This is a genomic window from Streptomyces guryensis, assembly GCF_021261325.1.
Classification (GTDB): Bacteria; Actinomycetota; Actinomycetes; order Streptomycetales; family Streptomycetaceae; genus Streptomyces; species Streptomyces guryensis.
In genome coordinates this window covers 1-12494 of the sequence record NZ_JAJSBI010000014.1, presented here as the reverse complement: position 1 = coordinate 12494, position 12494 = coordinate 1, and the positions used below count along the sequence as shown (strand labels likewise).

8 protein-coding genes and 1 pseudogene are annotated in these 12494 nt (G+C 71.2%); 2 read left to right on the top strand and 7 right to left on the bottom strand.

The window, feature by feature from the left end:
• The first annotated feature begins 72 nt into the window (after positions 1 to 72).
• Positions 73 to 1839: an SGNH/GDSL hydrolase family protein gene (locus tag LJ657_RS26175; RefSeq protein WP_232651198.1), complete on the top strand. Its 1767-nt coding sequence runs from the start codon at positions 73 to 75 to the stop codon at positions 1837 to 1839.
• A gap of 538 nt (positions 1840 to 2377) precedes the next feature.
• On the opposite strand, the gene LJ657_RS26170 is transcribed toward LJ657_RS26175, so the two are convergent.
• The 7 genes and pseudogenes from LJ657_RS26170 to LJ657_RS26140 all read right to left on the bottom strand — a co-directional run bounded on the left by LJ657_RS26170 (position 2378) and on the right by LJ657_RS26140 (position 10554).
• A complete protein-coding gene (locus tag LJ657_RS26170; RefSeq protein ID WP_232651197.1) occupies positions 2378 to 3157 on the bottom strand; it encodes an exodeoxyribonuclease III in 780 nt (259 codons plus the stop codon).
• A gap of 62 nt (positions 3158 to 3219) precedes the next feature.
• On the bottom strand, positions 3220 to 3855 hold the full coding sequence (locus LJ657_RS26165; RefSeq protein ID WP_232651196.1) for an MBL fold metallo-hydrolase: 636 nt from the start codon (positions 3853 to 3855) through the stop codon (positions 3220 to 3222).
• Positions 3856 to 3948: 93 nt separating this feature from the next.
• Positions 3949 to 5259 carry a bifunctional 3-oxoadipate enol-lactonase/4-carboxymuconolactone decarboxylase PcaDC gene (gene pcaDC / locus LJ657_RS26160; protein WP_232651195.1) on the bottom strand — a complete coding sequence of 437 codons (1311 nt, stop codon included), beginning with the start codon at positions 5257 to 5259 and terminating at the stop codon, positions 3949 to 3951.
• 323 nt (positions 5260 to 5582) lie between these two features.
• Positions 5583 to 6051 (bottom strand): annotated as a pseudogene (locus LJ657_RS26155) (transposase); the annotation flags it as partial.
• Positions 5987 to 6526 (bottom strand): aromatic-ring hydroxylase C-terminal domain-containing protein, encoded by a 540-nt coding sequence (locus LJ657_RS26150; protein ID WP_372487972.1) that lies wholly within the window; start codon positions 6524 to 6526, stop codon positions 5987 to 5989. The pseudogene LJ657_RS26155 and the gene LJ657_RS26150, both read right to left, overlap by 65 nt.
• Before the next feature lie 182 nt (positions 6527 to 6708).
• A complete protein-coding gene (locus LJ657_RS26145; RefSeq protein ID WP_232651193.1) occupies positions 6709 to 9129 on the bottom strand; it encodes an ArnT family glycosyltransferase in 2421 nt (806 codons plus the stop codon).
• Positions 9130 to 9531: 402 nt separating this feature from the next.
• Positions 9532 to 10554: a hypothetical protein gene (locus LJ657_RS26140; RefSeq protein ID WP_232651192.1), complete on the bottom strand. Its 1023-nt coding sequence runs from the start codon at positions 10552 to 10554 to the stop codon at positions 9532 to 9534.
• Between the two features lie 428 nt (positions 10555 to 10982).
• On the opposite strand from LJ657_RS26140, the gene LJ657_RS26135 reads away from it, so the two are divergent.
• On the top strand, positions 10983 to 12203 hold the full coding sequence (locus tag LJ657_RS26135) for a metallophosphoesterase (protein ID WP_232651191.1): 1221 nt from the start codon (positions 10983 to 10985) through the stop codon (positions 12201 to 12203).
• The last annotated feature ends 291 nt before the right edge of the window (positions 12204 to 12494 follow it).

The window sequence follows — 12494 nt, the reverse complement described above, 5'->3', positions numbered from 1 at the left end:
TGACGGGCCCCTCACGTCTCTCTAGCTTCGCGATGCGTCTTTCGTCCCACCGGTGAGCGGGAGGAGTCGGCCGTGCGTCGACGTGTGCGGGGATTCGCGGTTGCCATCGTCTCGTTCGCCTTCCTGGCGCCGGCCGTGTCGGCTCGGGCCACTGCCGACGGCGGGGCACAACCGCAGCCGCTTGAGCAGTTCTTCGACAGCAGGGCGGTCAGCGACGACGCCCGTCCGGCTCTGGCGGACTTCGACGGCTACGGCGGCTCCCTGTCGGCACGGGACCTGACGGCCGCGGGCTGGACGCCCGGCCGCGCGCTCACCGTGCAGGGGGCCCGGCTGACCTGGCCTCGGCGGCTGCCGGGCGAGCCGGACAACGTGCTAGCCGACGGACAGGCCGTGCGCGTCGGCGGACGCGGCGACACGCTCGCCTTCCTGGTGGCGGGCACGGGCGGGGCCGACGTGGGCGGCACGGGCTCGGTCTCCTACCGGGACGGCACCCGCTCCTCGTACGTACTGACCGCTCCCGACTGGCGCGCCGGCCCGCTCGCCACGAAGGCGGTGGCACTGCCGCACATCAACACTCCCGGCGGTCAACTCGCCCAGCAGGCACGGCTGTACGTGGTGACCGTGCCGCTGGTTCGAGGGCTCCGGGTCGCCTCCGTGCAGCTGCCGCGCGCTGCCGGTCTGCATGTCTTCGCGCTCTCCGTGCGTGCGTCGGGCGGGGGTTGGACCGGCAGTTGGGCCGCAGCGACCTCCGGCGTCCGGGCCGAGGGGCCGTGGAGCGACCGGACGGTGCGGCTGGTGGTGCACACGTCGGTGGGCGGGCCGCGGGTGCGGCTGCGGTTCGACAACACGTTCGCGGCGGCGCCGGTACGGATCGGCAGCGCGACGGTGGCCGTGCAGAAGGCGGGGGCGAGGGCGCGGGACGTGCCGGTGCCGCTGTCCTTCCGGGGCGGGGCGGGGGCCGAGATCCCGGCCGGGGCTCAGGCGTTCAGCGATCCCCTCGGCTTCAAGGTGCCCTCGGACGCGAATCTGCTGGTCAGTTTCCATCTGCCCGGGCCGGTGACGGCGGCGCCCGTGCACCAGCTCGCGGTGCAGCGGTCGTACGTGAGCACCACGGGCGACCACACGGCGGACACCTCCGCGGCGGCGTACACCACACTCCTGACCAGGTGGCCGCTGCTGACCGGTGTGGACGTGAGCGGCGGGCCGGGGTCGGTGGTGCTGGTCGGGGACTCGATCACCGATGGGGACAGGTCCACGAGGGACGCGAACCGGCGGTGGCCCGACGTGCTGGCCGCACGGCTGCTGGCTCAGCATGTGGTCCCGCGCTATGGGGTGCTCAACCAGGGAATCTCCGGAAACCATGTGGTCACCGACCGGTATCCCGGCGACGGGGTCTCCACGGACATGGCAGGAGTCAGCGCCGTGCACCGGTTCGACCGCGATGTCCTCGCCCAGACCTCGGCGCGTACGGCGGTGGTCTTCGAGGGCGTGAACGATCTGCGGGGGCAGACCACGGCGCAGCAGATCATCGCGGGGCTGCGGGAGATCGCGGACCGGGGGCATGCACGGGGGCTGCGGATGCTGGCCGCCACGATCCTGCCCTGCGAGGGCGAGGTGCGGTGCACGGCGGCCGTCGACGTGGAGCGTTCCGCGGTGAACGCGTGGATCCGGGGGGCCGGGGTGTTCGACGCCGTGCTCGACTTCGACGCGGTGTTGCGGGATCCGCAGCGGTCGGCGCGGATGCGGGCCGTCTACGACAGTGGGGATCATCTGCATCCGGGGGATGCGGGGCTCGCTGCGATGGCCCGGTCCGTGGATCTGCGCGCTCTGGTGCCGTGACCACGCCCTGGGGGCTGCGCCCCCAGACCCCGCTTCGGCCCGAACGGCCTCGTCCTCAGACGCCGGACGGGCTGGAATCGCTGAGGCAGCCTTGCCCGTGCACGCCCGACGGGCAGGGGAATTAGCTGAGCCCACCCTGCCCGTACACGCCGGACGCGCTGGAATGGCTGAGCCTGCCCTGTCCGCAAACGCCCGACGCGCTGGAAATGGCTCAACCAGCCCCGTCCGTCCACGCCCGACGCGGCTGGGAGCGGCTGAGCCCGCCTTGCCCGTCCACGCCCGATGCACTGGAAGTGGCCGACCCGGCCCTGTCCGTATCCGCCCGACGGGCCGGAAAAGACTGAACCAGCCCTGCCGCCGCGCATCTGACGGGCCTGGAAGGCGGCGAGCATGCCTTGTTCGTGCATGCCCGACCGGACGGAATGCGCCGGACCAGCCTCATCCCTGCACGGTCGGCCGATCGGAAAGGGCGAGCCGATCTTGTCCCTGCGCGGCAGCGGAGGGCCGGGAACGGCCCAATGGCTCTGCCGGGCCTGCTCTACACGTCCAGGTCGACGACCACCGGTGCGTGGTCCGATGCGCCCTTGCCCTTGCGTTCCTCGCGGTCCACGTACGCGTCCGTCACCGCCTGGGCGAACGGGGCGTTGCCGTAGACCAGGTCGATGCGCATGCCCCGGTTCTTGGGGAAGCAGAGCTGGCGGTAGTCCCAGTAGGTGAAGGGGTGCTCGTACTTGAGGGGGCGGGGGACCACGTCCGAGAGGCCGGTATCGCGGAGGGAGGCCAGGGCTGCGCGCTCGGCAGGGGTGACGTGGGTGAGGCCCTCGAAGGCGGCCACGTCGTAGACGTCGTCGTCCGTCGGGGCCACGTTGTAGTCGCCGAGCACCGCGAAGGGGCGGCTGCCGCCCGCGTCGCCGGCGACTGCCGCTTTGAGGGCCTCGAACCACTGGAGCTTGTAGGCGTAGTGGGGGTGGTCCACCTCGCGGCCGTTCGGCACGTACACCGACCAGACGCGGACCGGGCCGCAGGTCGCCGAGATGGCGCGGGGCTCCGGGGCGTCGTCGTAGCCGGGGTCGCCGGGCAGGCCCTTGACCACTTCCTTGAGGCCTACGCGGGAGAGCACCGCCACCCCGTTCCACCGGCCCGTCGCGTTCACCGCCGCCTCGTAGCCGAGGTCGCGCAGTTGGTCGAACGGGAACTGCTCCTCGGCCAGCTTGGCCTCCTGGAGGCAGAGCACGTCCGTGCCGCTGCTCTCCAGCCAGGCCAGGAGCCTCGGCAGGCGGGCGGTGATCGAGTTCACGTTCCAGGTCGCGATGCGCATGCCTCACAACCTACCGGGCCGGTCTGACAACGCGGCCGGCCCGCCCGCCGTGCATCCCGTCCTCAGACCTCCGCCGAGTCTCCCGGCGTCAGCCGCAGGTGCTCCGAGCCGCCGAGGCCGCCGATCTGGCGGTCGTAGACCGGGCGGGCCAGGTCTGTGAGCAGGGCGTCGTGGATGTCGTAGGCGCGCTGCGGCTTGACCTCGCGCACGTAGTCGATGACCTCGGAGATCTTGCTCCAGGGGGCCTGCACCGGGAGCATCAGCGTCTCGACCGGGTGATCGGGGACGGTGAGGGCGTCGCCGGGATGGAAGACCTGGCCGCCGTCGACGAGGTAGCCGATGTTCGTGATGCGCGGGATGTCCGGGTGGATGACGGCGTGCAGCTCGCCGTGGACCTGGACGTCGAAGCCCGCCGCGGTGAACGTGTCGCCGTGGCCGACGGTGTGCACGCGGCCCGGGAAGGCGGCCGAGATCTGTTCCGCGACGGAGGCGAGGGTCCAGATCTCGGTGGCCGCGTCGGCCTCCATGGCCGCCCGCAGCCGGCCCTCGTCGAAGTGGTCGGGGTGCTCGTGCGTGACGAGGATCGCATCCGCGCCGATCGCGGCGTCCTGCTCGCTGAACCCGCCGGGGTCGAGGACGAGCGTGCGCCCGTCCTTCTCGAGCCGGACGCAGGCGTGCGACATCTTCGTGAGCTTCATGGGTCCCATCCTGCCCCGTTCACGGGACGCTCGGGCAGCTGAGACCGGTGCTCTCGGTGCCCGGTTGGCGATCAGTCGGCGATCGCCGGGTGATCACTCCGTGGGGGTCGTTTCCTCTCTTATGACCTGCTGGGCCACCTTGAACGCGCTGTTCGCCGCCGGCAGGCCGCAGTAGACGGCAGCCTGCAGCAGCACTTCCTTGATCTCGTCCGGGGTGAGGCCGTTGCGCAGGGCGGCGCGGGTGTGGGGGGCGAGCTCCTCCAGGTGGCCGCCCGCGACCAGGGCGCCCAGGGTCACGCAGCTGCGGGCCCGCCGGTCCAGGCCGGGGCGGTCCCAGATCTCACCCCACGCATACCGGGTGATGAGCTCCTGGAAGTCCCCCGAGAACTCGTCCGCCTGCGCCAGCGCCCGGTCGACGTGCGCGTCGCCGAGCACCTCGCGGCGCACCTTGAGGCCGGCGTCGTAGGGGTCGGGCCGTCCGTTCACCGGTGGGGGCACGAGGGCGGCCGGGGCGATCTCGGCGATCGGCGCGGGCTGGTGGGGCTGCGGGGACGGTGCGAGTACGGGCTTGACTGGGGTCGCCGGGATGGCGATCTGGCCCGTGGACGACTCGACGTAGCCGGGCTGCCAGGCGGTGGAGAAGTGGTGGACCAGCAGGTCGGTGACGGCGGCGGGCTGCTCGACCGGCACCAGGTGGGAGGCGCCGGGGACGACGGCGAGGCGCGCGTCGGGTATGCCGGCGACCAGGGTGCGGGCCTCGGCGGGGCCGGTGACCTTGTCCTCCGAGCCGACGAGGACGAGGGTGGGCACGCCGACCCGGCCGAGTTCGGGCCGTACGTCGAACGCAGCGAGGGTCTCGCAGGCGGCGATGTAGCAGCCGGGGTCCGTGGTGCGGACCATCTGCACGGCCCAGTCGGTGATCGCGGGCTGCGCGGCGGCGAACCCGCCGGTGAACCAGCGGTCGGGGGAGGTACGGGCTATGGGGTCGAGCCCGTTCGTACGCACTATCACCCCGCGCTGCCGGAACTCGTCGGCCGTGCCGAATCGGGGCGAGGCGGCGATCACCGCGAGCGAGGCGAGCCGCTCCGGGTGGCGCAGGGCCAGCTCGAGACCGATGGCACCGCCGAGCGCGCAGCCCGCGTAGCCGAAGCGCTGCACGCCGAGCCTGTCGAGCGTGGCCAGCAGTCGGGAGGCGAGTTCGCCCACCGAGCCCACCGGGTGTGCGGGCGCGCCACCGTGCCCCGGCAGATCGAAGCGGAAGACGCGCCACTGCTTCGCCAGCTCGGGCACTTGGCGGTCCCACATGTGCCATGTGGTACCCAGTGAGGGACCGAGGATCAGGACCGGGGCGTCTTCTGCCCCGTCAAAGCGGTATTGGAGGGTGTTCATCGGTGTCTCACTCACCCGCCTGACCCTCTCATCTGTCACGAGGTGTCACATCCCTGGGGTAGAGGTGGCGGGACTTGGCTCTCTCAAGACGGCACCCCACGGCTGTCAGCACCGAGTGTGGCGGCACGGCTGAGTCCCGGCGTGGCCCACCTGGCGACCTCCTGGAATCCCACCCAAACACCACACGCGGTGAACAAGATCTGTCTCCCGTCCGGTGGGAGGCTTGGTCGTCTTGATATTCGTGTGCCCGGCCCATCGCGCGGGGATGTGGTCCGCCACGCCGTTGTTGGCCGGAAGGTGAAGCACGACGAGGGGGCGTCATGGACGCCTGACACGACGAAGCACGAGACGTCGGCCGCACCCTTCTTCAGCGTTCGCCCGAGCGTGATGATCTCGGTCAGCGCCGTCGGCACACCGTGGCTGACCGAGTCGATCAGGTCGACCATCAGCTCGCGGCCACGACGCCGGTCCTCCTCGCGGTAGGCGGCGGCCCGGCGATCATCCACTGGTAGATACCCCTGCTCGCCTCGACCTCGATGTGGGCGTCGTCGGCGAAAAGCGCGGTGAGTCGGTCCTTCTGCTTTTCAGTGAGGGATCCCGTACCGCCACGGCGTGCGGGAGTTCTTCGGCTGTGGCGGTCTTGAACGCGGTGAAGCCGTCCGTCGCAACGACCTCGACCTGGTTGCGCCACGCCTCGTCGCGGTCGGCGAGCCGAGTCTTGAACGCCTGCTTGGAGCGGCCTTCAACCATGTCCTCGGCCGGCACGGCGTCGTTGGCGGTGTTCCACGCGACCCCGAGCCCCTCGGCTGGCCAGCACCTGGTCCAGGTCGTCTGCGAGGAATCGCGCCGGGTCCGGGGCCGGTGCCGTGACCTGCATCGCGACGACCGCGTCCGGTCGCACGAGCAGAGCCCCGGCATCGGACAGCCACGGTGCGCAGACCCGGTGCGCCGGCAGGCCGACGTCCGCCGCTGCGGCGAGCCACCGGTCGCCTGCGGGGCCCACCAGCAGGGTCAACCGGGACGCGACCATGTCGAGCGTGGAGACCCCGTCGGCCCACGCGTGGGGCACCCGTGAACCCGGCGACCCGTCCAGTGCCACCGCCAGGTCCACCGTGGACGGGAGTTCCGGCCGCGGGTCGATTACGGCGGCCGCATCGGCGACAGCGGACTCGGTCTCGGTGCGGTCATGGCCGGCGGTCGCGTTCCCACGGACCAGGAGCCGGACCAGGAGCCGGCGGACCTGCTTGGTGTTGCTTGCGGCCACCGCCTCAGCGGACAGCATCGTTGGCCTGCGGCCGTCCTGCACCCGCGCAGTGCCGCCACATCGGGTGCCGCGCCGCCTCCATGATCGCGCTGCGGCCCGCCCGACAGCCGCGGCATTCGCCGTCCGGTGCCCCACGACATGACACCGCCCCCGACCGGTGTATTCGGTCGGGGGCAGTGGATTACCCGCGGCCGGCCCGGTTAACGGGTGGTGCCGCACCGGTAGAGGGTCTGCGTCGCGCCGGCCTCCCCCCTACCGGGTCCGGGGGACCCGTTGGTGGCCGCCGCGGACGACTGCGTTCCGCTGTAGGCCGAGGCCGGTACCAGGGTGCAGCTGGACTTGACCCATTTGGTGATCTGGGTGGTGCTCGTCGTACCGGCGGCGCTGTTGCCGAACAGCGCGCCCATGCCTCGGGTGTCCCCGCTGACCAGTACGTACTTGAGCCTGCCCGAGTTCACCAACTGCTGGAACTGACTCGGCGTGGGGAACGGCACCCGGCCGGTGAAACCGCCCAGCGGTAGCACGTCGGCGCCCTTGGCGAGGATGTACGGGGAGGCGCCGCTCCAGCTTGTGGTGGCGAACACGTACTGCGCGGAACCGCGGTGGGCGGTCGTGTAATCCAGCATCTTCTGCTGCTGTGCGGTCAGTTGACCGCTGCTGTCGCCGAAGCCGCCCACGCCGCCACCGTGCGCCGTGCCCCTGCCGCGAGAGCCACCCCACGGCGACTGGCCCATCCGGCCGGCCGCCGGCGTCCGCTGGCCGTGGCCACCGCCCCCGCCGCCGGACGGACCGACCGAGCCCATGCCGGAGCTGCCGTACGACGGGTTGAACACCTGCACCGCCCACGCGCTGGGCGCGAACAGCACCGCCGCCAGCGACGCGGCGAGACCGGCGAGGGCGAGCCGCCCGCCGGACCGGACGCCGGTGCGGGCGAGGACGAGCAGCACCACGGCGGCCACCGCGAGCACGCCCACGGCGGGCGCCAGCCACGGCAGGAAGGTCGGGAACCCGCTGGCTATGTACGCACCCCACGCGGCCGTCGCGGCGACCGTACCGGGCAGCACCCAGGCTCGGCGGCCACCGGCCCGGTACGCGTGCCACAGCAGCGTCATACCGCCACCGGCGAGCGCCGCCAACGGCACCGCGATCACACCCATGTAGTACGTGTGGCCGCCGACGCTGCCCGCGCTGAAGACGAGGAAGTACGTGGTCAGCCAGGTGCCCCACATGACGAAGCCGATGCGGATCCGGTCCGTACGGGGCTTGCCGCGGCGCCACCACAGGCCGCAGGCGATGGCGATGGCGGCCAGCGGGTAGAGCCAGCCGGTCTGTGAGGCGAGCGACGAGCCGAACATCTTCGACCAGCCGTTCTGGTCACCGCCCCAGCCGCCGCCTCCACCGCCATGACCCTGCAGGCCGCCGTTCCCGGCGGCCGACTGCTGCCCGGCCGCCCGCTGAGCGGCACCTCCGGCCCACTGTCCGGAACCGGAAGCGGAACCGAAAGGCTGACCCGAGGCGGAGTCGGAACCGGAGGCACCGCCGAATCCGCCTTGTGTACCGCGGTGGTGAGCCCCGGAACCGCGGTGGCCCGTCCCAGCCGCTCCGGGCAGGCCGGACGCGGTCGCTCCGGACCGGCCACCGTTCTGGGTCACGCCGTACCGGCCGCCCGCGTTCCGGCCCGTGCCCGAGGCGCCTGCCGCGCCGCGCGCGCCGCCTCCGTGGCCGCCGCCCTGGGTGGCGCTGATGCTGCCGGTGGAGGCGGCGCTGATCCCCAGCGACGAGAAGCGGTTCAGGAAGTTGTAGCCCACGACCATGCTGAAAGCGGAGTTGTTCGTGGTGCCGTCCACATAGGGCCGGTCCTTGGCCGGGGTGAAGGTGATGGCGAGCATCCAGGAGCAGGAGACCGCGGCCATCACGACGGCGGACACTGCGCTGTGCGCAAGCCGCCTGCGCAACGCGATCGGCGCCGAGATCAGGTACACCAGCGCCAGCGCGGGCAGCACCGCCCACGCCTCCAGCATCTTGGACTGGAAGCCGATGCCGACCCAGACCCCCGCCATCACCAGCGGACGCAACCGGCCTGCCTCCGCAGCGCGTTGGGTGGCCTCCGCGGCCAGCAGCACGCAGAGCGTGAACAGCGGGTCCTCCACCGCGGTGCGGAACAGACCCACGGCGACCGGCGTGACCAGGAACGCCGTGCCGGCGATCAGCGCCGCGTTGACCCCGGCCCAGCGGCGGACCACCCGGTAGAGCACCAGGAGACCGGCCACTCCCTCGATTACCTGAGGAAGCGTCAGCGCCCAGGGGTGAAATCCGAAAATGCGGGCCGAAATGGCTTGCGGCCAGAGGAATCCAGGCAATTTATCCAGCGTGATGGAATTGCCCGGGTCGAAGGAACCGTAGAAGAATGCCTTCCAGCTTTCGGTCATGCTGCGCGCGGCGTTCGCGTAGAACGTGTGGTACTGGCTGTGGTCGATCCCCCACGCATAGAGCACGGCGGCGAGCACGGTGATGACCAGAAGAGCGGGCCGCGCGTACGCTGGTTGGTCCAGCGGCGATCTCCATGGCGCGCGTCGGGTCGCGCCGGTGGGGGCGGTCGGGTCGAGGACTGCTGTAGCCATGTTCGGCAGTCTTCGTCACTCGCGAGGGCCCCCTGTGCCGAAGCGGCCGTATTCAAGGAACTTCTCACCGGAACAAGGAGAAGCTTTGAAAACACCCTGGGGCTGCCTTTAATCGACACGGCCCCGTTCATCACCCCCACGAATATTTCGCCACGTAGCGTCAGATGCACAGCTGACACACAGGGAATTCATGGAAAGGTCGCGTCCGGCGCCTGCCGTCGCTCGCCGGGCCTCCGAAGGAAATGCTCCGGGCAGTTTCGAAGGTTGCGCGGGATGCATCAATCACATCTGTCGAAGCACGCCGTACGTCAACGGCTCTGCGCGCGTGCCCGCACACGGTTTTCTTACGTGCCCGAGGGCGGGCCGGGCCGGCCCGCCCCCCACTTCAGGCGCAGAATCGGCTCAGCTCGCCATGCGGCGCTCGAACGCGCGAGCCGCCTTGCGACGGCGCGGGTCGAAGGCGTCGGTCGCGCCCGCGCCGTGGTTGCCGGGGCCTGTCTGCCAGCCCTGGATCTTGCGGGCCACGCCCTTGAGGCGGGGGTGGCCGGGGCGGAGCGTGAGTTCGAAGTGGGATTCCTTGGGTGCCTTGAAGTCGCCGCCCCAGGCCACTGTGCCGTCGAGCTCGCTGAGGATGTCGCGGACGACCACCAGTTCGTTCGGACAGAAGTTGCCCGTCGAGCCGCTGGGGTAGCAGAACGGGCGGATCGCGAGGGCACTGCCAGACGAATTGTTCGATTCGTAGGACTCCGTCACGTACACGTGGGCTGTCCAGCCGTGCGCGTCCCCCGCTCTCAGGGAGTCGATCTCGGAGTGGAAGCGGCGGGCGACATGGAGGAGGATCACCGATGCGCGCCCTCCGCCAGGCGCACCTTCTGGCTGCTGCCCTCGATTCGGTGGCTGGGGGCCCGCGCGAGGACAGGCCAGCCGTTGCGGGACTTCTTGCCCTTCCAGGCGTGGGGCTCGGCGCCCTTGCCCGTGGCGGCCACAGCCGTATCCGCACCACTCACGTTGATGAGCGTCGCAGTGGCGGCGGCCGAGGAGGTGGCGCCGGAAGGACGAGGCGACGCCGGGCACGCCGAGCTTGTCGTGGGCGAACTTCAGCGGGTCCGCGTACTGCTGCTCGGAGTTGCGCCAGTCGGCCCAGAAGGTCATCAGGTCACCGGCCCAGCCGCCGACGTCGCCGCCGTTAGCGGACTTCTCGTTGTCCGGCTGGTTCGTCAGCGGGTGGGCGTTGGCTGTGGCCATCATGTGCTCGGAGCCGAGCTGGTAGCCGGTGAACGGGTCGGTGAACGATCCCTTGATGCTCATGCCGTGGTTGTCGCAGTAGTCGACGAAGCCGGAGTCGGACGACCCGATCAGGTACCACCAGCCGAGCTTGTTGGCCGTGCCCCGGTTGCCGTAGGCGTAGTGGCGGATGTACTCCATGACCAGCCGGCTGCGCTTCTGGCCGGTGCACCGTACGAGTCTGCGAGGTCGTACAGCTTCTGGATGGACGCGATGAAGTCGTCTGCCGGGCCGCCCTTGTCGTTGACCGACGACACTCCGCGGTCGAGCCCGGAGGCGACGTCGTTGTCCAGTCGAAGGTGTCGGTGCCGTTGCTGACCTTGAATTCCTTGATCTGGTTGAAGGACCAGTTCTCAGCATCCCCACCCAGAAAAACCGAGCCGCCGCAGACCCGGCCACGAGCAGAGTCGCCAACCGCGTGAGCCGGGGGCGCCCTCGCAGGCCACCTCGCCACACGGGGCTGCCCACCATGAGCACTCCGTCCGTCCGACCGGCCCGGGACGGCCGGATACCGGGACGGCCGGATACAGTGCGCGCGACGGCAGCCTGGTCGCTCAAGGAGGGGAAGCGTGACCGACACCAGCGATACCCGATCCGCCGACAGTGCGGCGCACGCGACTCAGCAGAGCCGACTGCACCGCCTGATGCGCTACCTCCCCCTGATCGCCCCCGTCCTGCTGTGGACCGTGCCCTGCTGGCTGCTGCTGCACACCGGTCAGCACTGGCCGCTGCCCGTCACGCTCGCCGGCACCGCCCTGTTCGCCCTCGGCCTGATCGGTATGCCGCTCGCGATGGTGCGCGGCCACGGCCGACGCCAGCAGGACCGGGCGGCGATCATCGGGGACACCCTGCTGGGCACCATCTGGGTTCTCTTCACCTGGTCCGTTGTGCTCGGCGTCCCGCTGCGGCTCGCCCTGACGGTGACCGGCGTCGGCGACGGCCACGACCGGGCCCGGATCGTCACCTGGGCGGTCCTCGGCGCCGCCACCGTGCTGCTCGCCTGGGGGTACGCCGAGGCCCGCCGGGTGCCACGGGTACGCCGCCTCGACGTGCAGCTTCCGCGCCTGGGTGCCGGGTTGGACGGCACCCGCGTCGTACTCATCACCGACACCCACTACGGTCCCCTCGACCGCGCCCGCTGGTCGGCGCGGGTCTGCGAGACCGTGAACACCCTGGAAGCCGACCTGGTCTGCCACACCGGAGACATCGCGGACGGCACGGCCGAACGCCGCCGCGCCCAGGCCGCCCCACTCGGCACCGTGCGGGCCACCCGGGCCCGGGTCTACGTCACCGGCAACCACGAGTACTACAGCGAGGCCCAGGGCTGGGTCGACCTCATGGACGAGCTGGGCTGGAAACCGCTGCGCAACCGCCATCTGCTGCTCGAACGCGGTGGCGACACGCTCGTGGTCGCCGGCGTGGACGACGTCACCGCCGAGTCCTCCGGCCTCGCCGGCCACCGCGCCCACCTCGCCGGAGCCCTGAACGGCGCCGATCCCGACCTGCCCGTCCTGCTCCTGGCCCACCAGCCCAAGTTCGTCGACCGGGCGGCAGCCGCCGGCATCGACCTCCAGCTCTCCGGTCACACCCACGGCGGCCAGATCTGGCCCTTCCACCACCTGGTCCGCATCGACCAGCCCGTCGTCGCGGGCCTGAGCCACCACGGCGCCCGCACGCTTCTCTACACCAGCCGCGGCACCGGCTTCTGGGGCCCGCCGTTCCGCGTCTTCGCCCCCAGCGAGATCACCCTGCTCGTGCTTCGCTCCCCGCAGCGGCCCCCCACGCCGTAGCGCTGGTCGGGCCGGCGGTTCCGCCTGGAGATGCTGCGGTGCGCCGACCACGAAGGAGGGCCGCGCCTTCCTGCAATGCCCCCTGGCGGGGTGAACGCCTGCGCCAGGGGCCCAGCCCTTGCACCGTGGAGCTTGGCCGGGCAGAGGCGACGGCGCACCGCGTCATTCCTGTCAATCCCCTGGTTTCGTAGAGACCTCTCCTATGCGGCCTGGCACCTCTGGTCGCTCTTCTTGCGTGCTGCGGTGACGGTCCGTTCGAACTCTTCCGGCGGCAGGCCGCCGGCCGCGCTG

Bases quoted from the DNA above. Each gene is read 5' to 3' on its own strand.
- LJ657_RS26150 (WP_372487972.1), bottom strand. From the start codon at position 6,526: ATGCTGTCCGCTGAGGCGGTGGCCGCAAGCAACACCAAGCAGGTCCGC.
- LJ657_RS26170 (WP_232651197.1), bottom strand. From the start codon at position 3,157: ATGCGCATCGCGACCTGGAACGTGAACTCGATCACCGCCCGCCTGCCG.
- LJ657_RS26165 (WP_232651196.1), bottom strand. From the start codon at position 3,855: ATGAAGCTCACGAAGATGTCGCACGCCTGCGTCCGGCTCGAGAAGGAC.
- LJ657_RS26145 (WP_232651193.1), bottom strand. From the start codon at position 9,129: ATGGCTACAGCAGTCCTCGACCCGACCGCCCCCACCGGCGCGACCCGA.
- LJ657_RS26140 (WP_232651192.1), bottom strand. From the start codon at position 10,554: ATGGAGTACATCCGCCACTACGCCTACGGCAACCGGGGCACGGCCAAC.